The sequence below is a fragment of the Buttiauxella selenatireducens genome, from assembly GCF_031432975.1.
GTDB lineage: Bacteria > Pseudomonadota > Gammaproteobacteria > Enterobacterales > Enterobacteriaceae > Buttiauxella > Buttiauxella selenatireducens.
The window spans coordinates 1,623,941-1,648,605 of sequence record NZ_CP133838.1 but is presented as its reverse complement, the minus strand read 5'-3'; the positions used below and the strand labels follow the sequence as shown (position 1 = coordinate 1,648,605).

At 53.0% G+C, this 24,665-nt stretch carries 22 protein-coding genes; 6 read left to right on the top strand and 16 right to left on the bottom strand.

Annotation, left to right across the window (positions count from 1 at the left end; genetic code table 11):
• Positions 1-2: 2 nt before the first annotated feature.
• The 5 genes from RHD99_RS07650 to RHD99_RS07630 all read right to left on the bottom strand — a co-directional run bounded on the left by RHD99_RS07650 (position 3) and on the right by RHD99_RS07630 (position 6,123).
• Positions 3-848 (bottom strand): 4Fe-4S binding protein, encoded by an 846-nt coding sequence (locus RHD99_RS07650; RefSeq protein ID WP_309878224.1) that lies wholly within the window; start codon positions 846-848, stop codon positions 3-5.
• A complete protein-coding gene (locus tag RHD99_RS07645; RefSeq protein ID WP_309878223.1) occupies positions 848-1,693 on the bottom strand; it encodes a dimethyl sulfoxide reductase anchor subunit family protein in 846 nt (281 codons plus the stop codon). Before RHD99_RS07645 ends, RHD99_RS07650 begins: the two co-directional genes overlap by 1 nt.
• Positions 1,694-1,695: 2 nt before the next feature.
• Positions 1,696-2,316 (bottom strand): DMSO/selenate family reductase complex B subunit, encoded by a 621-nt coding sequence (locus RHD99_RS07640; RefSeq protein ID WP_309878221.1) that lies wholly within the window; start codon positions 2,314-2,316, stop codon positions 1,696-1,698.
• Complete coding sequence (locus tag RHD99_RS07635) at positions 2,313-4,691, bottom strand: DMSO/selenate family reductase complex A subunit (RefSeq protein ID WP_309878219.1); 2,379 nt, start codon at positions 4,689-4,691, stop codon at positions 2,313-2,315. Before RHD99_RS07635 ends, RHD99_RS07640 begins: the two co-directional genes overlap by 4 nt.
• A gap of 211 nt (positions 4,692-4,902) precedes the next feature.
• On the bottom strand, positions 4,903-6,123 hold the full coding sequence (locus RHD99_RS07630; protein ID WP_309878217.1) for an MFS transporter: 1,221 nt from the start codon (positions 6,121-6,123) through the stop codon (positions 4,903-4,905).
• 293 nt (positions 6,124-6,416) lie between these two features.
• On the opposite strand from RHD99_RS07630, the gene ybjG reads away from it, so the two are divergent.
• Entirely contained in the window at positions 6,417-7,025 is a 609-nt protein-coding gene (ybjG, locus tag RHD99_RS07625) for an undecaprenyl-diphosphate phosphatase (RefSeq protein ID WP_309878216.1), read from the top strand.
• A gap of 90 nt (positions 7,026-7,115) precedes the next feature.
• On the top strand, positions 7,116-7,880 hold the full coding sequence (gene deoR / locus RHD99_RS07620; RefSeq protein WP_183269898.1) for a DNA-binding transcriptional repressor DeoR: 765 nt from the start codon (positions 7,116-7,118) through the stop codon (positions 7,878-7,880).
• Positions 7,881-7,883: 3 nt separating this feature from the next.
• Here the strand turns inward: deoR and dacC are convergent, their stop codons facing one another.
• Positions 7,884-9,089: a serine-type D-Ala-D-Ala carboxypeptidase gene (gene dacC, locus RHD99_RS07615; RefSeq protein WP_183269899.1), complete on the bottom strand. Its 1,206-nt coding sequence runs from the start codon at positions 9,087-9,089 to the stop codon at positions 7,884-7,886.
• A 248-nt stretch (positions 9,090-9,337) separates the two neighbouring features.
• Here dacC and RHD99_RS07610 point away from each other — a divergent pair, with 248 nt between their 5' ends.
• The gene (locus RHD99_RS07610; protein ID WP_309878215.1) at positions 9,338-9,964 is read left to right on the top strand and encodes a glutathione S-transferase family protein; all 627 of its coding nucleotides are present in this window, start codon (positions 9,338-9,340) and stop codon (positions 9,962-9,964) included.
• Between the two features lie 3 nt (positions 9,965-9,967).
• On the opposite strand, the gene RHD99_RS07605 is transcribed toward RHD99_RS07610, so the two are convergent.
• The 4 genes from RHD99_RS07605 to RHD99_RS07590 form a co-directional block, all read right to left on the bottom strand.
• A complete protein-coding gene (locus tag RHD99_RS07605) occupies positions 9,968-11,086 on the bottom strand; it encodes a PQQ-dependent sugar dehydrogenase (protein WP_309878213.1) in 1,119 nt (372 codons plus the stop codon).
• 106 nt (positions 11,087-11,192) lie between these two features.
• On the bottom strand, positions 11,193-11,576 hold the full coding sequence (locus RHD99_RS07600) for a biofilm formation regulator BssR (RefSeq protein ID WP_309878211.1): 384 nt from the start codon (positions 11,574-11,576) through the stop codon (positions 11,193-11,195).
• 144 nt (positions 11,577-11,720) lie between these two features.
• Positions 11,721-12,929, bottom strand: coding sequence for a serine hydrolase domain-containing protein (locus tag RHD99_RS07595; protein ID WP_309878209.1), 1,209 nt, complete (start codon positions 12,927-12,929; stop codon positions 11,721-11,723).
• A gap of 3 nt (positions 12,930-12,932) precedes the next feature.
• Positions 12,933-13,241 (bottom strand): hypothetical protein, encoded by a 309-nt coding sequence (locus RHD99_RS07590; RefSeq protein ID WP_309878208.1) that lies wholly within the window; start codon positions 13,239-13,241, stop codon positions 12,933-12,935.
• 210 nt (positions 13,242-13,451) lie between these two features.
• Between RHD99_RS07590 and rimO the strand changes: the two genes are divergently transcribed.
• The gene (gene rimO, locus RHD99_RS07585) at positions 13,452-14,765 is read left to right on the top strand and encodes a 30S ribosomal protein S12 methylthiotransferase RimO (RefSeq protein ID WP_183269905.1); all 1,314 of its coding nucleotides are present in this window, start codon (positions 13,452-13,454) and stop codon (positions 14,763-14,765) included.
• Between the two features lie 143 nt (positions 14,766-14,908).
• Here rimO and gsiD read toward each other — a convergent pair whose 3' ends face one another.
• The 5 genes from gsiD to iaaA all read right to left on the bottom strand — a co-directional run bounded on the left by gsiD (position 14,909) and on the right by iaaA (position 21,257).
• Positions 14,909-15,820 carry a glutathione ABC transporter permease GsiD gene (gene gsiD / locus RHD99_RS07580; protein ID WP_183269906.1) on the bottom strand — a complete coding sequence of 304 codons (912 nt, stop codon included), beginning with the start codon at positions 15,818-15,820 and terminating at the stop codon, positions 14,909-14,911.
• 2 nt (positions 15,821-15,822) lie between these two features.
• A complete protein-coding gene (gsiC, locus tag RHD99_RS07575) occupies positions 15,823-16,743 on the bottom strand; it encodes a glutathione ABC transporter permease GsiC (protein ID WP_183269907.1) in 921 nt (306 codons plus the stop codon).
• 134 nt (positions 16,744-16,877) lie between these two features.
• Entirely contained in the window at positions 16,878-18,416 is a 1,539-nt protein-coding gene (gene gsiB, locus RHD99_RS07570) for a glutathione ABC transporter substrate-binding protein GsiB (RefSeq protein ID WP_183269908.1), read from the bottom strand.
• A gap of 34 nt (positions 18,417-18,450) precedes the next feature.
• Positions 18,451-20,304 (bottom strand): glutathione ABC transporter ATP-binding protein GsiA, encoded by a 1,854-nt coding sequence (gene gsiA, locus RHD99_RS07565; protein WP_309878205.1) that lies wholly within the window; start codon positions 20,302-20,304, stop codon positions 18,451-18,453.
• Entirely contained in the window at positions 20,304-21,257 is a 954-nt protein-coding gene (gene iaaA, locus RHD99_RS07560; RefSeq protein ID WP_309878204.1) for a beta-aspartyl-peptidase, read from the bottom strand. Before iaaA ends, gsiA begins: the two co-directional genes overlap by 1 nt.
• A gap of 223 nt (positions 21,258-21,480) precedes the next feature.
• On the opposite strand from iaaA, the gene moeA reads away from it, so the two are divergent.
• Complete coding sequence (gene moeA / locus RHD99_RS07555) at positions 21,481-22,713, top strand: molybdopterin molybdotransferase MoeA (protein WP_309878202.1); 1,233 nt, start codon at positions 21,481-21,483, stop codon at positions 22,711-22,713.
• 2 nt (positions 22,714-22,715) lie between these two features.
• Positions 22,716-23,477 carry a molybdopterin-synthase adenylyltransferase MoeB gene (gene moeB / locus RHD99_RS07550; protein ID WP_309878200.1) on the top strand — a complete coding sequence of 254 codons (762 nt, stop codon included), beginning with the start codon at positions 22,716-22,718 and terminating at the stop codon, positions 23,475-23,477.
• Here moeB and RHD99_RS07545 read toward each other — a convergent pair.
• A complete protein-coding gene (locus tag RHD99_RS07545) occupies positions 23,465-24,538 on the bottom strand; it encodes a LacI family DNA-binding transcriptional regulator (RefSeq protein ID WP_309878199.1) in 1,074 nt (357 codons plus the stop codon). The two genes, moeB and RHD99_RS07545, sit on opposite strands and share 13 nt — an antisense overlap.
• Positions 24,539-24,665: the final 127 nt, after the last annotated feature.

Genomic DNA, 24,665 nt, shown 5'->3' with positions numbered 1-24,665 from the left:
TGTTACGCCTCACGCATACCAAAATCATGCCGCTGACAAATCGGGCATTCATCAACTAAATCAGACCACGCCATGAATGGCTTCTGACAACGCTTGCAACGCACGACCTCAAGCGGCAACGCTGTTACCTCTGACTGAACATTCGCTTCAAGCGTCAAAGCCCGCGGCAAACACACATCGGTACAGGCTTCACAGCCACTGCATCGCGAGTGTCGAATCACAAACGCTTCCTCGCTGATTTCAATAGCCGCTTTTGGGCAAATGCGGGAACATGCGCCGCACAGGTAACAACGGTGTTGATCAACAGTCAGTGCGAAACTGCTTTTGTACAGAAATCGGCCAGGTAAAACACGGATTGCGCTCCCTTCTCTCTTGTCTATTTGCAACCAACTCCTGCGCCCGGAATTAACGGGTTTCTGCTCAGGGGAAAGGACCATCCAGCCCGTTTCACCCATTTGTTTAAGGCGCAGGTTAAGTGCTGCCAGCGCTACCAGCCAGCCCGGAGCCGACTCGATATCGACCTCAACCGAACGGATAGCGTGTTGCGTGTGCCAGACAAGCAATTCTTCAACCGTCGGCGCGATAACGCTCAAGGGCGTGGTTAGGGTTGCCCCTTTGAAATGGCGTTCGGTCGTCGCCAGGTTTTCGATTGCCGAAGTTGGGCAAACAAAGGTGCAATTCCCGCAAGCGGTACATGTATCTGCATCGATCGACGGACTGCCGTTGTCATGCCTGATAGCCCCAATCGGGCAAACATCCAGACACGCCTGGCAGCTACTGTGGCGTAACTGATGATGCAAACAGGCCCGCCCCACACAGGGGCGAGCGTTGAGCAGGAGATCGAACATCAGTTAATGCTGAAGAAAACAACGCGCAGGATGATTTCCGCCACCACAACCGCCACACATCCCAGAGTAAGAACCGCTTTGCTTCCCCGGGCGCGCAGGAACTGGCTTTGCAGCACGATACCCGCAATCAGCACAATCCACGCGGTGAGATACGTTGTGTGCAGACTGGCGAAAGCCTCCAGCGGCTGATGAGGGAACGTCACCGCCAGGTTTTGGCGGCTGTCTGCGAGGTAGCTGAAATAGCTCATCTGTTCCAGCAGGCGAATCAGCGTGGCAGCCACCAACGCAATCAGCGCCCAGGTAGCAACCGGACGACGGATTTTTTCGCCCATTCGCACACATGCCGCAATTCCCCACAAACCCATGGTTGCGCCAAGCGTTATCAGCGTGCCGAAGAACATCACCCAGGTGTTGCAGTGCATCCAGGTCGCAACGAAGGCGTGAACGTAAATTGCCCCCATGCAATACACATCAATAATCCCCAGCACCGAAGCGAGCAGCAACAGCAGCAGCGAAATACGTCGCCAGAACAGCGCTAACAACGCGGCAAATCCAACTGCCGCCAGATAGAGGCTGGCGAAGATAATTTCCCGACTCAGCCAGGAGCTTTCCGCATGACGCAGCGCATTAAAAGCATTGAGCGGGTAGCCAAGATGCAGCGTGGAAGCTGTAAGGCCAAGGGCGGCGGCAATTACCGCAAACAGCAGAACCGGCAGCACATAGCGACGCAGTTCAACGCGGGTCAACGCGTTTTTGCCGAAGAAAAGGAATAACGACAGCATCACCGTCGCCCCCACGGAGGCCTGCACCAGCAGGGTAAAAACAATAAGTGGCCATTCTTGCATGATTAGATACTTCCCTGTTCTGCACCCTGGTGCGGTTTGATAACAAGATTCGGGTGCGTGATGGATGAATCCGGTAAGCCTTTGACGTCGCTCACGTTGCCGTACTTCGCCCGCAGTTCGTCAATCGGCCCGAATTTAATCGCGCCTAACGGACAGGTGGCAACGCACATCGGCTGCTCGCCTTTGGCCTGAAGATCAACGCAAAAATCGCATTTCGACATTTGACCGGTGGCTTTATTCATTTGCGGTGCGCCGTACGGACACGACCAGGCGCAGTAACCGCAGCCGACGCATTTGTCGGTATCCACCAGCACGATGCCGTCGCCGGGGCGTTTATGCATCGCCGTGGTTGGGCAGTTTTTGGTGCAGATCGGGTCGCTGCAATGGTTACAGGAAATCGACAGCGTATAGGCGAAAACGTTATTCACCATGCCGCCCTGCCCCGTTGGTGTAAAACCGCCGCCTTTGACTTCATAGATGCGGCGAAAACGGCGGCCCACTTCGAGGTTGTTTTTGTCTTTACAGGCAACCTGGCAGGCTTTGCAGCCGGAGCAACGCGAGGAGTCGATGAAAAAGCCGAGCTGCTTGTTGCTGACCGGCGGGTGTTCGATAAATTTACTCATGCTTTTGCTACCTCAACCAGCATCGTTTGATGTGAGTTCCCTTTCGCCAGCGCGGTGATGCGCGACGAACTCAGCACGTTGGCACAGCCGCCGTGATCCACGCCGTTCGCATCCGGCTGCCACCAGGCTCCGGCTTGTAGCGCAACCACGCCTGGCATAATGCGCTGCGTGACTTCCGCAGGAATCAGGCTCACGCCGCGATCGTTGTGAATGCGCACGCTGTCGCCCTGGGCAATACCGCGCTTTTCAGCATCCAGCGGGTTGATCCACAGCTTTTGGGTTTGCACTTCCTGCAGCCACGGGTTGGCATACTGAGTGGAGTTGGCGCGGTTTTTCCCTTTCCAGGTAATCAGTTGCAGAGGATATTTTTCTGCAAGGGCGTCTTCTGGCCCTTCATGCGCGGGAACATAGTGGGAAAGTGCAGGGATTTCCGGGTGCTGCATGTCATACAAGCGCTTAGAGAAAATCTCGATTTTGCCCGATGGCGTGGCGAACGGGTGGTTCTGCGGATCGCGAATGTTATCTTCAAAAGCGATATTAGGTTTGCTCTTAAACAGATGATGGCGCTGCACCTGAAGCGCTTCAAAAGTCGGCAGATTTTCGTCCGACATCGATTTGCGCGTGGCTTCCCAGATTTGCTCGATCCACTGCTTTTCATCACGCCCGAGGCTGAACTGCGGCTCGACGCCCAGTTTCGCCGCCACTTCACGTAGCCAGTCATAGTCGGTGCGTGTTTCAAACGGGGCATCGATCAGTTTTTCTGACAGCATCAGGTAGCTTGCGGTACCCCAGGTTTCACCGATGTTCCAGCGTTCCATAAAGCTGGTTTCCGGCAGCAGCAGATCGGCATATTTGGCGCTCGGCGTAAGGAACAGATCGCTTGCCACGATGAACTCAATTTTTGACTCGTCTTCCAGCACACGCACCGTCTGGTTGATATCCGGATTTTGGTTGGCGAGATAGTTTCCGGCGTGAGAGAACAAAATGCGGATATTACTCGTGAGGCTTTCGGCCCCGGTCAAACCATCCTGCGGCGTGACTTTGCTGGCGTCGTCTGCGGCCTGCACCCAGTTCATCACTGAGATTTTCTCTTTGACCGGATTATCCGGCATTTCCGGGCCAGTGGTAAATTTGCGGCTGGCATCACCGCCATAACCCGCCGCCCAGCCACCTTTAACGCCGACGTTCCCGGTAATGGTGGCCAGAATCGTAGAACCACGAGCGGTGCGTTCGCCGCAGTTATGGCGCTGTGGTCCCCAACCCTGAATTAACGCTGCGGGTTTGGTGGTTGCGTAATCACGCGCCAGTTGGCGGATGGTTTGTGCGGGGACATGGGTAATCGGCTCTGCCCATTCCGGCGTTTTCTTGATACCGTCTTTGGCCCCCATTAAATAAGCCACCAGCGATTCGTTGGCAGGAACGCCTTCCGGCATCGACGCTTCGTCAAAGCCCAGGGTGTAGCGTTCGATAAAGGCTTTATCGTGGAGGTTTTCGCTGATGATCACGTACATCATGGCGTCCATCAGCGCGTTATCGGTGGAAGGACGCAGTGGGATCCATTGGTCTGCAAGCGACGAAACCGTGTCGGAATAGCGCGGATCGATAACGATAAAGCGCGTGCCGTTTTGCTTCATCTTCTGATAGTAGTGGTTGCTATGGCCGAAGATCGTTTCCGTGGTGTTGTGGCCCCACAGGATAACCAACGGCGTCTCGCTGAGTGTATCAAGGCTGCTGCCGCTGGCGGCGACACCGTAGGTGTATGGCGTGGCGGCTGCGGTGTTGCCCATGCTGACGGAATGATAATACTGCAAATATCCCCCCGTCAGGTTCAACAAACGGCGCACCATACTGTCGCCGGAGAACGTGCCGCCGCTCACTGCTGTCCCTACGTGAACATAACGGGAAGCGGGACCATATTTGGCGGTAATACGTTTGAGATTATCGGCAATTAATGTTGTCGCTTCGTCCCAGCTAATACGCTCAAATTTACCCTCACCGCGTTTGCCGACGCGTTTCATGGGATATTTCAGGCGGTCGGGATGATAAACAAATTTACGGTAGCCACGGCCACGCACACAGGCACGCATAATGGGCATTTCCGGATCTAATTCATCGTCCGCAAGCGTGGTAATACGAGTGACAACGCCACCGGCCACATGCGCCCGAATATCGCATTTACCGCCGCAGTCGAAGGTACTACAGGTAGGCACGACGCGCTCATCGGCAGGTGACGTATCGCCTGTAGCGGGTGTTCCGGTGCCATCGGCACGGGCGGAGGGATTATAAAAAAACGTGGTAGCAGCAAGTGCTGTACTGGCTTTGACAAAATGCCGACGAGAAATCCCGAACGGCCCATCCTTGTATTCTTCGGTCATGACATTCGCTCACAATTAAAAACAGCCATACTAAATGAGCGGTTATTTAATTCACTGCGCCATATCATCCAAAGTAATTAGAACAAACAACTATAATGGACAATTAACTATTATCACCCAAGAAATTAATATAAATAAACCAGCGTTCATTTATTACGTGAATAATAAAACGGCCTCCACTTAGGGAAGCCGTTTTTTATCAAATACCCGCTTAACTATCCGTTCTGTTACCCACGCTTTTATCTTTCAAAAAAGCAAACATCAGGCCCAGCCAGATAACGCCCCCCAGCAAATTCAGCAGGCTGAACAAGCCGTTGCCGCCAAACAGATAAGCATGCTTACTCACCTCAATACCAACGGTGAAAATAAGCATCTGCAACATGCCCATCGCGGCGGATACAGTGCCTTTGCTCATGTCGCTGGCAAACAGCGTCAGGCGTACCAGGCCTGCGTTAGCAAGGCCGATGCCAAAGGCGTAAATACTCAGCCCGGCGGTCATCCACAGGTACGCATGAGAGGACGCCACGGTTGCGACGGCCGCCACTACCAGACCCGGCACAATCCACCAGCCGCCCATAATAATCAGCGAACGCACGCTACGGCGTGAAGTTAAACGCGCCAACACCAAGTTCCCGAGGATCAACGCGCCAAAGATCGGCACCTGCAGTAAACCGTATTCATAGGTCGACAGCTTTTCACCGCTGATGATGATAATCGGCGATTGCGCAATCCACGCCAACAGCGGCAGGCTGACAAAACCAATCGCCAGCGCCCCTGCGACAAAACGCCCGTTGCTCAGCACCAGTTTGTAATCATGGCCTAAATCACGCAGCGACAGCTTCTCGCCCAGACGCGTCGCGGTTTCCGGCATCGCACGGTGCAATCCGTAAAACGAAAACGCTGCCAGCACCGCAAACAGCACAAACATGGTTTCCCACGGTGCGTAGTGGATCCATGCGGCCCCCACCAGCGGGCCAAGCAGAGGCGCAATCAATGCCACGTTCGCCATCAGCGCCGTGATTTTGATACACACCGCTTCTTCAAAGGATTCCTGGATTGCGGCATACCCCACCGCGCCAATAAAGCACAGGCTGACCCCCTGCAAGAACCGCAGGATGGTGAATTGTTCAATGTTCTGTGCCAGCAACGTGGCAAGACACGTGACGATAAACCACACCACGCCGGTCAACATCACCGGACGGCGGCCAATACGGTCTGATAGCGGCCCAAGCAGCCACTGTAAAAACATGCCGCCCGCCAGATAGGCCGTCATGGATGTCGGCACCCATTCGATTCCCGCGTTGTACTGCTCGACCACCGCCAGCATGCCTGGCTGGATCATGTCATTACCGATATACGTAGAAAATTCATAGAGTACCAGGCACAGCGGGAACAGCAGTGCCTGGCGACCCAATCGCTTATTATTTTGCATTAGAAACTCAAGAGAAAAGAAAACGCTCGAAGTGTAATAAATTGATTGCGTGGTAGATAGTGAATTGTTGGATATACCAAGTGATTGTGCTGTTGTTTAAGGTTTTCTTAATATCCTCTGTTTACCCTCAATCCCTTAGATTGGCCCCGAAAGCCTGAGTTTTATCAGCAATGGCATGACAAATGAGACACCACTGATTTACCGCCTGCCGCTGCGGTTTTACTTTTCACCGTTCTTAATTTTGGCGTAATGACGCTGTTTTTCCTGTTGCAGGTTAAGGAACCCAAATCGTTATGATCGAACAACTCAATCAGACACTATTCTTGCTGATTAACGCCACGCCGCAATCCCCTGAGTGGCTCATAAAGATTGCGATTTTTATCGCCAAAGATTTGATAAGCATCGTACCACTGCTGATTGCCATTCTTTGGTTGTGGGGCCAACGCCAACAAATGACCGCCCAACGAATGATGATCATCAAGACCGCGATGGCTCTACTTATTTGCGTGTCGTTATCCTGGATTATTGGCCATATCTTTCCGCATGACAGACCGTTTGTTAGCGGGTTTGGCTACAACTTTCTCCATCATGCCCCGGACGACTCTTTCCCAAGCGACCATGGCACGGTGATTTTCACCTTCGCACTGGCATTTTTGCTCTGGCACCGAGTGTGGTCTGGGTTGGTGTTGTTTGTCCTCGCCTGCGCCATTGCCTGGTCGCGTGTTTACCTCGGCGTACACTGGCCGCTGGATATGCTCGGGGGTTTACTGGTGGGCCTGTGTTCTTGTCTGCTGGCTCAAATGACATGGAACCTGTTCGGTAAGCAGATATACGCGCGCCTGCATCAGGCATATCGTTTCTGTTTTGCCCCGTTCATCCGCAAGGGTTGGGTGCGTGACTAAGTGTTTTTGCAAAGGTAATATGCGTTTAATAACGCCCTCACCCTAGCCCTCTCCCCCAGGAGAGGGAACAAAAAGGTTTAGTTGCACATTATGGAAACCCGGCGCGACGAACGCATCAACCGCCTGATTCAGGCGCTTAAACGCAGCGACAAAATTCACCTGAAAGAAGCGTCTGCTTTGCTGGGTGTCTCTGAAATGACTATTCGCCGTGACCTGAGCAATGACGCTGGGCCGGTTGTCCTGTTAGGCGGTTATGTGGTTCTCGAACCCCGTAGCGTCACCGCCAATCACTACCTGTTAAGCGATCAGAAAACCCGCCGCATCGAGGAAAAGCGCCATGCTGCGCGTCTGGCAGCGGCATTGGTGCGCCCGCATCAAACGGTATTTTTTGACTGTGGCACCACGACGCCGTACATCATCGAAGCCATAGATGACGATCTGCAATTCACCGGGGTTTGCTATTCGTTAAACACATTTCTGGCGTTGCAGGACAAACCGGGCTGTCGGGTTATTTTGAGCGGCGGTGAATTTCACGCCAGCAATGCGATTTTCAAACCGATTAATTTCCAGGAATGCCTGAATAACTTTTGCCCGGATATCGCTTTTTTCTCCGCGGCAGGGATCCACATCCGCCATGGGGCGACCTGTTTTAATCTGGATGAATTGCCGGTAAAACACTGGGCGTTAGCGATGGCACAGCAGCGAGTGTTGGTGGTGGACAGCAGCAAATTTGGCAAAGTCCGCGCTGCATGCATGGGGCCCGTCTCTGCTTTTGACTTGATTATCAGCAACGAAAAACCTGACGCGGCGTTTGTTGACTACGCCGCGTCAGAGAATATTGAACTCAACTGGTAAAGGTTAAGCGAACCAGGAGCCGAACCAGCTGTGTAACTTCATCATCACAAAGTCCCACATACGGCTAAAGAAGCCCCCCTCTTCCACGGCCTGCATCACCATCAGAGGGCGCTGCTCGATTGATTTGCCGTTAAGCTGGAAGTCGATAGTGCCCACAACCTGGCCTTTTTTCAGCGGAGCGGTAAGTTGCGGCTCATTGAGGGTGAAACTGGCCTTCAGGTTCTTCAGTTGGCCGCGTGGAATCGTGACTGAGCCACCTTCACCCGCCCCCAAATTCACTTCGCTTTTATCACCGAACCATACGCGTTGCGTAACAAAAGTGGCATCCGGTTTAATCGGCGTGACGGTTTCAAAGAAGCGGAAGCCCCACGTCAGCAATTTTTCACTTTCGTTGAAACGAATACGGTCGGTTTTGGTTCCCAGCACCACGGAAATTAAGCGCATGTCGCCAGAGGTTGCGGATGCCACCAGGTTGTAGCCTGCGCCCGTCGTGGTGCCGGTTTTCATGCCGTCAACGTTAAGGTTCGAGCTCCACAGCAAGCGGTTACGGTTCGGCTGCTTGATGTTGTTAAAGGTAAACTCTTTCTCTTTGTGGATGGCGTACTCTTCTGGCACGTCGTGAATCAATGCCTGACCCAGCAACGCCATATCACGCGCGGTACTGAACTGCCCTGGCGCATCCAGACCGTGTACAGTTTTAAAGGTGGTGTTCTTCAGGTTCAGCTTCTGCGCATAGTTGTTCATCAGGCTGACGAACGAATCCTGGCTGCCCGCGACATAATCTGCAATCGCAATACTGGCATCGTTGCCGGACTGGATGATCACGCCTTTATTCAAATCTTCAACCGAGACTTTATCGCCCGGCTTGAGGAACATCAGCGAAGAACCGCGCAACGCCGGGTTACCGGTGGCCCAGGCATCTCTTCCGACGGTAACCATGTCGGTCAGTTTGATTTTATCCGCTTTGATGGCCTGGCCAACCACATAGCTGGTCATCAGCTTAGTCAGACTCGCCGGGTCCAATTGGAGGTCGGCATTTCCTTCCGCCAACACTTTGCCACTGGCGTAATCCATTAAGATCCAGGCTTTAGCATCAACTTGCGGTGCGTCAGCAGTCTGTTCTGCACTCACCGCAGGCGCGGCTATCAACAGCAGGGTCGTACCTGCGAGTAATGATCGTAGCGAAGCAGGGATTTGCAAAGTTTTCATAACACCACCCAGTATCCATTCTAAAAAAGTCACGACGCGCGTCGTTACCCGAAAATTCAAGTTGCCAGTAAACTAGCCTGTGGAATCGCTTAAAGAAACATAACGTTGGTAAAGTTTTTTAAGTTTATTCGATAACTGCGCGACTTGCCGCCACGTTGATAAGATTTTTACCCGCTGTTGAGCTTACGTGCTGTTTTCTTCGCCAGCGCACGGCATACTGAAGTGCAAACTAACAATGAGGAAACAAAATGATCACAGTTTGGGGCAGAGACAATTCAACGAATGTGAAGAAAGTATTGTGGTGCCTGGAAGAGCTGGGCGTGGAATATCGCTCGATTCCGGCTGGCGGTAAGTTTGGCAAAACTCATGACGCGGAATATCTGGCGATGAACCCAAATGCGCTGGTGCCGTGTATTCACGACGACGCCACTGACCTGACATTGTGGGAGTCCAATACCATCGTGCGTTATCTGGCGGCGCAGTATGGCAAAGAGTCGCTATGGATTGCAGAACCTGCGGCACGTGCGCGCGGTGAAAAATGGATGGACTGGGCGGGAACGTCGCTTGCTGGCCCGCATCGTGGCGTCTTTATCAGCCTGGTACGCGTCGCACCTGAGCAACGCGATGAAAAGCTGGTTGCCGATAGCATCGTTCAGTGTAATTCACTGTTTGCCATCGTGGATGCTGAGCTCGCGAAGCAGCCGTGGTTGGGTGGCGATGAATTCAGTGCTGCCGACATTGCGCTGGCGCCAAGTATCTACAACCTGCTCAATCTCGATATCAAGTGGAATGATTTCCCTAACCTGCGACGCTGGTATCAGCAACTGACCCAGCGCCCGGCGTTCAAGAAAATCGTCATGATTCCACTGAGTTAAAAACTAACTCGCAGGGCTGATTTTCAGTAATTGCCCGTCAGATTCGTCGGTCAGGACATACAGATAACCGTCCGGGCCGACGCGCACATCACGAATTCGCTCCCCTCTGTCATCGAGTAACCGTTTTTGAGCCTGGACTTTGTCGCCAGAGAGCGTCAGCTCAATCAGGTTTTTCTCTTTGAGCGCCCCCACAAACAGCTTTCCTTTCCACTGTGGGAATCTGTCGGCGTGATAAAACGCCATACCGCTCACAGCGGGTGAGACTTTCCAGTAATAAAGCGGTTGTTCGGTACCCGCCACAATTTCACCTTTTGCTTCTGGGATCGGCAATCCGCTGTAATTAATGCCCCACGTAGCAATTGGCCAACCATAGTTTTTGCCCGGCATCGCCACGTTGATTTCATCTCCGCCGCGCGGGCCATGTTCATTGAGCCACAATTCCCCATTGGCGGGATTAAACGCCATGCCCTGCGGATTACGATGCCCATACGACCAGATCTCACTTCTGGCACCCTGTTTACCGGCAAAGGGATTATCGGGTGGCACATCGCCGTTTTGCGTCAGACGCACCAGTTTACCCTGCAGCTTATCCAAATCCTGCGCCGTCGAGCGTTGGTTGTTTTCACCCAACGCGATGAACAAATAACCTTTGCCATCAAACGCCATCCGTCCGCCAAAATGGTTACCGGTCGAAAGTTTTGGCATCTGGCGGAAGACGACGTTGAAGTTTTCCAGACGCTGCATATTGCTGCTCAGCGTGCCGTAGCCAACGGCCGTTCCGGCCTGGTCATCACTGTTGGCCTCCGCAAAACTCAGCCAGACGCGGCGACTTTTTTCAAAGTCTGGTGCCAAAACCACATCCAGCAAGCCCCCCTGCCCATGCGCCCAAACTTTTGGCACACCGACAATCGGATCACTTAGCCCTTCCCCAGGCTGCCAGCGACGTAATTGCCCATCGCGCAGCGTAATCAACATCCCCTGATTATTGGGCAGAAAAGCTAACGACCAGGGATGGTCGAGCTTACTTTGCAGCACCTGCACCTTAACGTCAGCGGCCAGCGTAACGCTTGCGCAGAGCAGTAAAGACGCGGTAATGAATGAGCGGAACGGCAGCCGTGGCATAGCATTCTCCTTTTCGGATCTACCCGATAAGGTTAGCTTTCAAGACATTCAGAAATGGGAGTTTTACAAAAACTTTACCAGAGGGGAGTTGCCTCCCCTCGAAATTTCAACTTTCGACTGCCAGCTGGTGACCCATAATATCTTTCAAGCTGGCGGAAAGTTGCCGCAGGCAGTTTTCCAGTTTATCGGCATCAATGGCGATATATTGCGGGCAATCGTGACACCCGGTCATCAGGCAAACGGCGGCTGACGATATCGCATTTATTCCCTGATGGATGCTCGCCATTTCTTGTTCGCTAAGATGGGATTTGAGGCGTAAAGACTTTTCACGGTACTCAGTAGACAAGTCGAACAAGTTATCCCGCAGATGCTCGGTTTCATTCACAGACATATAGCCTTTCGCTTTTCTCAACGAGAGATAAGCGGCTACGTCTATTTTGGCGATAATCATCTTTTTCAAGAGATCGCGCTTGAGTGACTCCCCAGTCATACATTTATCCCCCTGTGTGATGAGAACTGATAACACACACTTATAGTATGGATAAATAATAGGCTAGCCGGGCTTTTTCACCGTGTTTTTTGATCTTCCGCAACAAGTTTTACAATCACTAAAATTTACAAAAATAACAAAGCGTTAGACTGAAACTGGCGCGCGGCACGTCGCGGTTTGATGCTGCTCCTCGAACATTTGACGTAACACACTGTGTCCAAGGTTGTTTTGCCAGGTGAAGCTGTTTTGCAAAACGACGACGGCGAAATGATTCTTCCGATCAATACCAATATAACTGGAGTAGCCGCCAATATAACCGACCTGGAAAGTGATGGTTTGCTCGCCATACGTATCCGTCACCCAGGCAATGTTGGCGGCTTCTTTGTCACGCGGGTAATAGATTTGCATCGTTTCGTGGATAGCGTTATCCAGCGTGGCATTGCCGGTGTCTTCAAGATGCGCGGCGGCAAACGTAAGCAAATCGGCCGTGTCGGTATACAAACCACCCGCCCCGAGCATATTGCCGGAAAACTGCCAGTCAGGCACCACTTGCCCACGCGGAATAAACTTTGGCTGGCTGCCCGCATGGCCAATGGCACGCAACGGGTAGCTTTTGAGTTTTTGCGGCGTAAAACTGCTGTTCTGCATCCTCAAAGGCTCGAAGATAAGCGTTTGCACCAGTTGGTCGGCACGCTGCCCGGTTTGATAACGCAAAACATAATCCAGCACCGCATAACCCAGGTTCGAGTAATGGGGCTCGGTGCTGCCTGGTTTTGAAAAATCAGCCAGATCGGCCACCACTTCGTCACTGTCGAGATGAGAGTAAAAATTCTCGCCATTCCCCAGATAACGAATAAAAGCGGTCAACATGGGTAAATCCATATTCTGCCGGGGTAAACCGGAGGTATGGGTGACCAGTTGCAAAAGCGTGATTTTCTTTGCATCGGCACTTAACGGCACCGACGGCGGCATTAAGGTTTCAAGCGTATCAGACCAATGCAGTCGCCCCTGCGCCACTAATACCGCAGTCGCTTCGGCGGTCATGCCTTTACTCAGTGAACCGACAGCAAATAGCGTCTGTTCATTGACGGGATGTTTGTGCGTCGTATCGGTGACACCAAATTGCCAGTAATGGCGTTGGTTATTTGCATCAATGACCCCAACGACCATCCCGGGCGATTGCTGTTCAACCAGCGTGGGCAACCAATGGTTAATATCGCGGCTTGAAGGAAAACCACACGCGCGCTGTGCTTTTTGCGGCACCTCAGCAACAGGTGCCACGTTAGACAACGTGCCGCACCCCGCCAGCATAAAACCGAGCAGTGGCGCACTCAGGCGACGGGGCGTATTCATCAACTATTTCACCGCTACGCAAGGTTTGGCATCAAGGCCCATCATCAACGTGCGGTTTTCCCCCACTTTCTTCAGGCCGAAGTTGCTGCTGTGATAGCGGTAAAATGCCTGACCACCGGTCATATTTTGGTAGGAGTAGCGATTGCCGTTGAGCCAGGCATAATCGCCCTCTAACGCCAGTTTATCGCTGCTGCCGCAAACAAACTTTAATGCAGAGGCCGGTGGCGTGTTGAGCGGTGTTGGGATGACATTACAGGCTGATACCAACAAGGCACCCGTCAGCATCCCGGAAAGGGCTAAAATCTTGCGCATAATGCGGTTCTCTCTTTAAGCGGGACGTTACGATGTTGTGAAGCGCAAAGATAATAGAGCCTGCTTCCCTGGTAAGCAAAAGCTAAGGCACTTCAATGATTCCGAAAATTCAACTTGTGCTCCGGGAAAAACAACCAGTAGAGCCTCACGCCAAACACGTGTAGAATCGCCCGGTTTTTATTTTCTGTTTACTTTGTGAGCGTGACCTGTATGCAACAACCCCGTATTGGCTTTGTCTCCCTCGGCTGCCCAAAAAACCTCGTTGATTCTGAACGGATCCTGACTGAGCTGCGCACCGAAGGTTACGATGTAGTGCCTAGCTATGATGATGCCGATATGGTTATCGTTAACACCTGTGGCTTTATCGACAGCGCCGTACAAGAGTCGCTCGAAGCGATCGGCGAAGCGCTGAACGAAAATGGCAAAGTGATTGTGACCGGCTGTTTAGGGGCCAAAGAAGATCAAATCCGCGAAGTGCACCCTAAAGTTCTGGAAATCACTGGCCCACATAGCTACGAGCAAGTTTTGCAGCACGTTCACCACTATGTGCCAAAACCAAAACACAATCCGTTCCTGAGCCTCGTGCCAGAACAAGGCGTTAAGCTGACTCCGCGTCATTATGCGTATCTGAAAATTTCTGAAGGCTGCAACCACCGTTGTACGTTCTGCATCATTCCTTCAATGCGTGGCGATCTCGATAGCCGCCCGATTGGTGATGTGCTGTCTGAAGCAAAACGCCTGGTTGATGCGGGTGTTAAAGAGCTGCTGGTTATCTCTCAGGATACCTCGGCTTACGGCGTGGATGTTAAGCATCGTACCGGTTTCTACAATGGTGAGCCGGTTAAAACCAGCATGGTGAGCCTGTGTGAACAACTGGCAAAACTCGGCGTCTGGACTCGTCTGCACTACGTTTACCCGTACCCGCACGTTGATGATGTGATCCCATTGATGGCCGAAGGTAAGATCCTGCCTTATCTGGATATTCCTTTGCAGCACGCCAGCCCGCGTATTCTGAAGCTGATGAAGCGCCCCGGCAGTGTTGACCGTCAGTTACAACGCATTAAGCAATGGCGTGAAATTTGCCCGGACCTGACTTTGCGTTCAACCTTCATTGTCGGCTTCCCAGGCGAAACCGAAGAAGATTTCCAGATGCTGCTCGACTTCCTCAAAGAAGCGCGTCTGGATCGCGTGGGCTGCTTTAAGTTCAGCCCGGTTGAAGGTGCGACCGCCAACGAACTGGCAGATCCTGTACCGGAAGAGGTGAAAGAAGAACGCTGGAACCGTTTCATGCAGCTGCAACAGCAAATTTCTGCTGAACGTCTGCAAGAGAAAGTGGGCCGCGAAATTCTGGTGATCGTTGATGAAGTTGACGAAGAAGGCGCGATTGGCCGCAGCATGGCTGATGCTCCGGAAATCGACGGCGCGGTTTACCTGAATGGCGAAACCAAGCTGAAGCCGGGCGATGTGGTGCGTGTGAAAGTTGAGAACGCGGACGAATATGATTTGTGGGGAACGGTGGTTTAGGTTTCGCCCTCACCCTAACCCTCTCCCCCAGGGAGAGGGGATCGATCGAGTCTACTTTCGCCTTGTTTTCCCCCTCTCCCTCTGGGAGAGGGGGTTTTTCGTTTTCTCCCTCTCCTGGGGGAGAGGGCCGGGGTGAGGGGCAATCAACCCTTTATCTTTGGATCCAACGCGTCCCGCAGCCCATCCCCCAGTAAATTAAACGCCAGCACCGTCAGGAAAATCGCCAGACTTGGGAAAATGGCCACATGGGGTGCAATTACCATGTCCGCTCGGGCTTCGTTGAGCATAGCGCCCCACTCCGGCGTTGGTGGTTGTGCTCCTAGCCCCAAAAACGACAGGCTGGCGGCCGAAATAATCGACGTGCCGATGCGCATGGTGAAATAGACCACTATCGATGAAACCGTCCCCGGCAGAATATGGCGGAAGATAATTGTTGCATCTGATGCACCAATACTGCGGGCCGACTCGATAAACGTTTGGTGTTTTAGCACCAGCGTGTTGCCGCGCACCAGCCGGGCAAACGCGGGAATACTAAAAATGGCGACCGCGATAATCACGTTCGACATCCCACTGCCCATCACCGCAACCACGGCAATCGCCAGCAAAATTCCCGGAAAGGCGAACAACACATCGCAAATACGCATAATGATGCGGTCCCACCAGCCTTCAAAGTATCCGGCCAGCAAACCGAAAAAGGTGCCAATTAACGCGCCAATAAGTACCGAGAACACCCCTGCCGCCAGCGAAATTTTCGCGCCCACTAACACGCGGCTGAAAATATCACGCCCTAACGAATCCACACCAAACCAGTGCAGCATCGACGGACCATCATTGAGCCGGTCGTAATCAAAATAGTTTTCCGCATCGAATGGCGAAATCCACGGTGCAATCAGTGCGATGGCAATCAGGAAAAGCACAAATGTCCCTGCGAACATCGCCACCGGTTGTTTGCGTAAGCGACGCAAAAATTCGTGCCACGGGGTACGCACCTGATTTGGCCGAACCATCGGCATCGCATTCAGTACTGCCTGGCGTCGCCAGTTAAAGAGTCGCATCCTTACTTGTACCTGATAGCCGGGTTAATGGCAGCGTAGAGCAAATCCACCACTAAGTTGATAACAATAAATTCCAGCGAGAACAGCAACACTTCCGCCTGAATCACCGGGTAGTCACGCATCTCGACCGAATCCACCAGCAAGCGCCCAAGCCCTGGCCAGTTGAAGACCTTTTCAACAATGATGGAGCCACCGAGCAAAAATCCGAACTGCAAGCCCATCATGGTGATCACCGGGATCATCGCGTTACGCAGCCCGTGTTTGATCACTATCAGCGTTTCGCTCACCCCTTTTGCACGTGCGGTACGCATGTAATCTTCTTGCAGTACATCGACAAACGAGGCGCGAGTAAAACGCGCCATCACTGCCGCGACCGCCGCGCCTAGTGTGACTGATGGCAGAATGTAATGCTGCCAGCTATCCGCCCCCACCGTCGGCAGCCAGCCCAATTCCACGGAAAACACCTGCATCAGCAACATGCCCAGCGCGAACGCCGGGAAAGAGATACCGGAGACTGCAATGGTCATGCTCACTCTGTCCGGCCAACGGTTGCGCCAGACTGCGGAAATAATGCCGGTGAACAGGCCAAAAACCATCGCCCAGCTCATGCTGGTCAGCGTCAGCCAAAATGTGGGCATGAAGCGGCTGGCTATCTCTTCAGATACCGGACGGCGCGACACCATCGAGGTACCAAAATCACCCTGCACAATGTTGCAGATGTAGTGCAAAAACTGCTGCCACAGCGGCAAGTCCAGCCCCAGCTGTTTTCGCACCATATCAATGACCGTGGCGTCGGCGTCCGGCCCGGCAATCAAACGCGCCGGGTCGCCCGGTAGCATATGGACGAACAGGAATACCAGCACGGCAACGATCAGCAGTGTGGGAATCAGGCCTAACAGGCGTTTGAGGAAATAGTTAAACATGGCAGGCCCTCATCCCAGCCTTCTCCCCCAGGAGAAGGAGAAGGAGAAGGGGAAAGAAACACCGCACCGATTTGTCCCCTCTCCTGAGGGAGAGGGTTAGGGTGAGGGCTGGGGTAAGGGCAAAAACCGCCACCTTACTTCAAATCCGCATCATCAAAACTAAATCCGGCATCAGGCATCACATAAAAACCACTGAGGCTTTTGCTGTGTGCGGAAACCAGTTTTTCGACCACCAACGGCACCCAAGGAGATTCTTTCCAGATAGTGTCCTGCGCGTCTTTGTACAGTTTCGCTTTTTCATCACGGTTAGTGGTTTTCAGCGCCTCAACCAGATCTTTATCAACCTGAGGATTGCTGTAGAAAGCAGTGTTAAACAGCGTTGGTGGCCAGTTAGCTGAAGCAAACAGCGGCGATAAAGCCCAATCCGCCTCACCCGTCGACGCCGACCAGCCGGTGTAGAACATTCTCACGCCACTCTCTTTTTGCCCTTTACCTTCGACTTCAGCGGCACGTTGCCCGGCATCCATCGCCGTCACTTTCACTTTGATGCCCACCTGCGCCAGTTGCTGCTGAGTAAACTGCAAGACTTTCTGCGCGGTACTGTGGTTATGCGATGACCACAACGTGGTTTCGAAACCATTCGGATAGCCCGCTTCTTTTAACAGCTCACGCGCTTTTGCCGGGTCATAGGGCCATGGTTTGTACTTTTGCGCGAAGTCGATAGACGGCGGCACAACGCCTTCTGCTGGCGTGGCGTAACCGGCGAATGCGACTTTCACCAACGCCTGGCGGTTGATAGCGTAATTGATAGCCTCGCGGACTTTCGGATTATCAAACGGCTTTTGCGTGACGTTCATGCTGAGGTAACGCTGCATGATGGAAGGCGATGCTACCAGCTCCAGCTTGTCGTTTTTCTCCAGCACGCTGGCCTGCTCGTAAGGGATGGGGAACGCAAACTGCGCTTCACCGGTTTGCAGCATTGCCGCACGGGTGTTGTTATCCACCACCGGACGCCAGGTGATGGTATCCAGTTTAGGCAGCCCCTGTTTCCAGTAACCGTCGAATTTCTTCACCTTCACAAAGTCGGTTTGATTCCAGGTGTCTAGCTGATATGGGCCAGTGCCGACCGGATGGAAGCCAATCTCTTTACCGTATTTTTTCAGCGCCGCTGGCGAAATCATCGCCGTTGCTGGATGGGCGAGAATATTGATAAACGCTGAGAATGGCTGCTTGAGAGTAATTTTCACCGTGTTGGCGTCAACGGCCTCGGTCTTCGCAATCGCTTTATACAGGTTGTAGCGTTTGAGGTGGTTTTCTGGATTGCTGGCACGGTCTAAGTTGACTTTTACTGCCTCGGCGTTGAAATCAGTGCCATCCTGGAATTTCACACCCGGGTGCAGTTTGATGGTGTAGACCAGGCCATCGTCAGAAACGGTGTAGCTTTCTGCCAGCACGTTTTGCAGTTTCATCTCTTTATCGAGGCCAAACAGCCCCTGATAAAACGACTTTGCCACGGCTTGTGAAAGCGTGTCGTTGGCATCATACGGGTCAAGAGTCGTGAAATTGGATGCTACAGCGACGACGACATCTTTAGCGGCAAATGCCGGTGAGGCAATGACGCTGGTGGCAAGACCCGCCGCCAACAGCCACTTTTTACTTTTTATTGCTGTCATGGTGTTCTCCTGATTATCCTTGGCCAAAATATGATTATCTTTGTGCCCGAGCCACAAAGTGCCCAGGTCCGACATTCACAAGCGTTGTAACGTGTGGTTCATACCCCAATTTATGCGTGGTGCTGGGGATATCATCAGAAAGCAAAACGGGTTTTGGCCGACGATGCTCAGGATCAGCAACCGGCACAGCCGCCATTAATTTCCGGGTATACGGGTGTTGCGGGTTTTCAAACACAGCGCGACGGGGGCCGATTTCGACAATTTGCCCGAGGTACATCACCGCCACGCGGTGACAAATACGCTCAACTACCGCCATATCATGAGAAATAAACAAAAAGGCGATGCCAAATTCGCGCTGGAGATCGAGCAGTAAGTTGATGATTTGCGCGCGGATCGAGACATCCAATGCGGAAACAGACTCATCAGCAATCACCACTTTTGGATTGAGCGCCAGCGCACGAGCAATGCAAATTCGCTGCCGCTGCCCACCGGAAAACTCATGTGGGTAACGCCACGCATGTTCAGGCAGCAGACCGACTCGCTCCAGTAACCAGCCCACCCGTTGTTGCGCCTGATCTTTGGACATCACGTTATGTACCAGCAGCGGCTCCATAATCGAAAAACCGACGGTCAAACGCGGGTCGAGCGAGGCATACGGGTCCTGGAAAATAAACTGGATGTCCTTGCGGACGTGCTGCATATCGGCATTTGACAGCGTGTCGATACGCTGGCCGTTGAAGTGAATGCTGCCACCCTGCGTTTCAACCAACCGCAGCAGCGCACGCCCGGTGGTAGATTTGCCACTTCCTGACTCCCCCACCAGCCCCAGCGTTTCACCGGGCCATAAATCAAAACTCACGTTTTCAACCGCGTGTACCCGACGGGTGACTCGGTTAAAAATACCGCTGCGAATATCAAAGCGCGTCACCAGGTCACGCACTTGCAGCACCGGCACCGCACCTGGCGCTACCGTATCTTGTCCGGTTTCGGCTTCAGGTTGGTCAGGATGCTTTGGGTCCACCAGGGGAAATTTGCGCGGTAAGTCACGGCCATTCATCGACCCAAGGCGCGGTACCGCAGCCAATAACGTTTTGGTGTAAGGATGAACAGGTGTGTTAAATATCTGTTCAACGTGACCGGTTTCGACCGCCTCGCCGCGATACATCACCAGCACCCGGTCGGCGATATCTGCCACCACGCCCATATCATGAGTGATAAAAATCACGCCCATTTGCATTTCATCTTGCAACACGCGGATAAGCTGGAGGATTTGCGCCTGAATCGTCACGTCTAGCGCGGTGGTAGGTTCATCGGCAATCAACACTGCCGGGCGACACGAGAGCGCCATAGCAATCATCACACGTTGGCGCATGCCACCAGAAAGCTGGTGCGGATAACGACCCAAAATGGCTTTCGCTTCTGGAATACGCACGCGATCAAGCATGCGACGCGCTTCCTCCATCGCCGCCTGTTTATCCAGCCCTTGGTGTAAGCGGATAGATTCGGCAATTTGTTCGCCCACCGGAAACACCGGATTGAGCGACGTCATAGGCTCCTGGAAAATCATGGCAATATCCGCACCACGCACATGGCGCATTTGCGACGAACTTAGCGAGGCGGGTTCAATGACCTGGCCGTTGCGGCGGCGCAGCAAAATCTTCTCACAGTCAACAACGCTCGCGTTCTTATCCAACAAGCGCATTAAGGCCAGCGCAGTGACCGATTTCCCGGATCCTGACTCCCCGACAATCGCCAGTGTCTCGCCGCGTTTTAGCGAAAACGACAGGTCGGACACCGCCCGGGTGTCGACTTTTTCCTGGCGAAAGAGAACATTGAGAGCGCTAACTGACAGCACCTCGTCGCCGGGCAGTTCATGACTGTGGGGCATCAATGCTCCTGGCTGTTATAAATTCCGACGTTGGGGGCATCCCCGACATAACCGTAGCCGCGGTACATCCCTTCGCTGTTAAAAGGCAAGGCCACATTGCCTTCGCAATCGATAGCAATGACCCCTCCGCTGCCTTGCAGCACCGGAAGTTTTTCCATGACCACGCGTTCCGTGGCCTGTTGCAGACTCAGCCCGCCATACTCCATCAACGCCGCAATATCATATGCCGCGAGCGTTCTCATAAACACTTCACCCGTACCGGTGCAAGAAACCGCTACGTTGGCGTTATTGGCATAACAACCGGCGCCAATAATGGGGGAATCACCGACCCGTCCTGCCATTTTATTGGTCATACCGCCCGTGGACGTTGCCGCCGCCAGATTGCCATATTGATCGAGCGCGACGGCACCGACGGTGCCAAATTTGGTATCCGGATTGATGGGGTCATCGCCATTGTGATCAAGCACGGTGTGGTCATTTGTCAGGGCTCGCTGTAATTGATCCCAGCGAGCCTGAGTGAAGAAAATATCGGGTGAGACAGGTTCAAGCCCTTGTTGCTGGGCAAAATTCTCTGCTCCACGGCCGATTAACAGCACATGTGGACTGCGTTCCAGAACGAGTCTGGCGGCAAGAATAGGATTACGAATATGGCTAACGCCCGCCACCGCTCCCGCTTCCAGGGTGTTACCGTCCATCACGCAGGCATCCAGTTCGTGCGTGCCATCATGGGTAAACACCGCGCCGATCCCGGCATTAAACAAGGGGCATTCTTCGAGCAAGCGCACCGCCTCGGTCACCGCATCCAGTGCGCTGCCACCGGTTTCAAGCAACGCCTGGCCTGCCTCGACGATTTCCGATAGAGCGTTAATATAAAGCCGTTCTTTTTCGGGGCTGAGCTGCGCACGAGTGATAGCGCCCGCACCACCATGGATAGCGATTACTGCTTTATGCATGTCGACGTAGCCCTGTCAGAGAGTTAGGGAATTCCGGTTTTCACTTTCTCTATAAATATCAGAATAGTTGAAACGGATTGATACGATTTTCGAATATAGAAAGATGTAAATGTGATGTAAAGGAAATTGGTGCAGTTGAATACCCCTATTGAAGCGTTCTGTGATGCACTTTTCTCTGACATAATGTCCGACATATTTTTTCCCCGCGCCGCTGGAGCTTTTCATGGAATTTACCGCCGGACTTATCCCGCTTGAAACCGCAATGGAACAGATGCTGTCGCGTATTGTTCCTGTCACCGAATCTGAGTCTATCCCTTTGCTGAAGGCTGCTGGGCGCATTACGTCGCACCCTGTCACGTCGCCGATCGATGTCCCGGGTTTTGATAATTCAGCAATGGATGGTTACGCGGTTCGCCTGAAAGATTTAGCGCTGGGTGTGGCTCTGCCGGTGGCGGGAAAAGCGTTTGCCGGGCAACCCTTCGCGGGAATTTGGCCCGAAGGAACCTGTATTCGCATCATGACAGGCGCGCCTGTACCCGCAGGCACTGATGCCGTGGTTATGCAGGAAGAAACCACCATCACCGAAAGCGGCGTACGCTTTAACGAAGCAGTGAAAAACGGGCAAAACGTGCGTCTGCGTGGGGAAGATATTCGTCAGGGTGCCAGCGTGTTACCTGCCGGGAAAAAACTCACCGCCGCTGAGTTGCCGCTGATTGCCTCACTGGGCATCGCCGACGTCGCCGTGTTACGCAAAGTCCGCGCTGCGGTATTTTCGACGGGTGATGAACTGCAACTGCCGGGCACTCCGCTTGGCGAAGGGCAAATTTACGATACCAACCGCCTGGCGGTGCATATCATGCTCGAGCAGTTGGGTTGTGAGGTCATCGACTTAGGTATTATTCGTGATGATCCTGAAGCCTTGCGTGCTGCGTTTGTTGAGGCAGACAGTCAGGCCGACGTGGTGATCAGCAGCGGCGGCGTTTCCGTTGGCGAGGCTGATTACACCAAACAGTTGCTGGAAGAACTCGGAGAAGTCGGTTTCTGGAAACTGGCAATCAAGCCGGGTAAACCCTTTGCTTTTGGGCGTCTGAACAATAGCTGGTTCTGCGGCCTGCCGGGCAATCCGGTTTCTGCGGCACTGACTTTCTATCAGCTGGTTCAGCCGTTATTAGCGAAATTAAGCGGCCAGCAAGGTAATGCCCTGCCGCCACGTCAGCGTGCGCGTACGGTTGGCAGACTGAAAAAATCCCCAGGCCGCCTCGATTTCCAGCGTGGAATTATGCGTACTGGCGCTGATGGGCAATTAGAAGTGTTGAGCACCGGTCATCAGGGTTCACATATTTTCAGCTCATTTAGCCAGGCCAACTGTTTTATCGTCCTGGAGCGCGAACGCGGTAACGTTGATGCGGGTGACTGGGTCGACGTTGAGCCATTCAATCATCTGTTTGGGGGCTAACCATGCACTCTGAACTTAGCGATCAGGAAATGCTGCGCTACAACCGGCAGATTATTTTGCGCGGTTTTGATTTTGACGGCCAGGAAGCGTTGAAGGCAGCGCGCGTTTTGATTGTTGGGCTCGGCGGTCTCGGTTGCGGAGCCGCGCCGTATCTGGCTGCGGCGGGTGTCGGGCATCTTACGTTGTTAGATTTTGATACCGTGGCGCTGTCCAATTTGCAGCGCCAGACACTTCACCATGACGCCACGGTTGGGCAGCCGAAAGTAGATTCAGCGAAAGCTGCGTTGGCGGCGATCAATCCGCATATTCAGATTGAAACGATCAATGCGCTACTTGATGAGGCGCAACTGCTGGAGCTTATCTCCCGCCACGATCTGGTGATGGATTGCACCGATAACGTGGCGATCCGCAACCAGCTCAATCAGTGCTGCTTTACGATGAAAAAACCGCTGGTTTCGGGCGCGGCGATTCGTATGGAAGGGCAAATCAGCGTTTTCACTTATCAGGATGGTGAACCCTGTTATCGTTGCCTGAGCCGTCTGTTCGGTGAAAACGCGCTGACCTGCGTGGAGGCCGGCGTCATGGCACCGTTAGTCGGTGTAATCGGTTCATTGCAGGCGATGGAAGCCATCAAACTGCTGGCACATTACGGCACGCCCGCCGCGGGCAAAATCGTCATGTACGATGCGATGACCTGCCAGTTCCGCGAGATGAAACTGCCGCGCAATCCGCAATGTGAAGTATGCGGATCTCACTCGTCGTAAAGCCCCACGCTACTGACCGCCGTATGGCTTTTGTTTGGGCGAATACGGCGCACTGAATCACGCACCATCAGCGTACCGTTTAGCAGTAAGTTCCCGACAGGCGCATCCGGGCGGATTAAGCGTTGCTGGAGAATATGCACCGCTTCTTCGCCCAACTGGTCACGTGGAACATGCACCGATGTCAGCGGTACATCGTGGATCGCCGCCAGGTTAAAGCCGTCGATGCTCATGACTGAAATATCATGCGGCACACGCAATCCTGCATTTTGCAGCGCGCTTACCGCCCCCGCCGCCATAAAATCCCCTCCCACCAGCAACGCTGTTGGCAACAAATGACGGGGAGTTGCAGCCAGAAAATCGCTGATTAATTTTTCACTTTCTTTGGCGCTAAAACTTTGCGCAGTAATCAGATGGCGCGAGTCATCAAATTGCAGATTATTGGCGTCCCAGGCATCGCGTATCCCTGCAAGACGCAACTCCATGGTGTAACGCCGTAAGCACAGTAATGTGACCACTGATTTATGGCCCTGCTCAAACAGATAACTCGCGGCAAAGTCGCCAATTAACTGATGATCCGGCGCAACACCTGGCAGGCGCATTTTGCGATCCCGACAGTTAATCAACACGCAAGGTTTACCGAGATTCACCGCCAGATCGTGAATATGGGGATCGTCAATGCCCAGCAAGATCGCGGCTTCCGTTTCCACCTCATTCATTTTGTTCAGGAACATATTTGCGTCACTGTCGTTCTCTTCGAGCGCACAGTAACGCAGCCGAACTTCATGGGGTAAGAGCGCCTTGGTCAACCCCTGAATCACACGATAATAAAAGACATCAGACCGCTCATCAAAAGCGCGTTGAGGAGCAAAAACGACCAAACTATTAAGCAGCATGCGCCCGGCTGCCATACCCTCAAGCACCCCTTTTTGCCCGGCGCAATTCAGAACCTGCAGCCTGGCGTGTTCGCTGGTGTTCGATTTTCCCGCCAGCACACGTGAAACCGTGCTGATTGAAAGCCCTGTTTCGGCAGCAATTTCGGCGATTTTTAGCTTTTTACTCATTTTGTGATCTGCGCCCATTTCGACCATGAAAAAATTTTCATAGCGAAGTGTATGGCTTAATGGCTGAGGTTTTCGTTATCGAACGCACGATTTTCGCTTACATATGAAAATTTTTTCACCAAAGTCG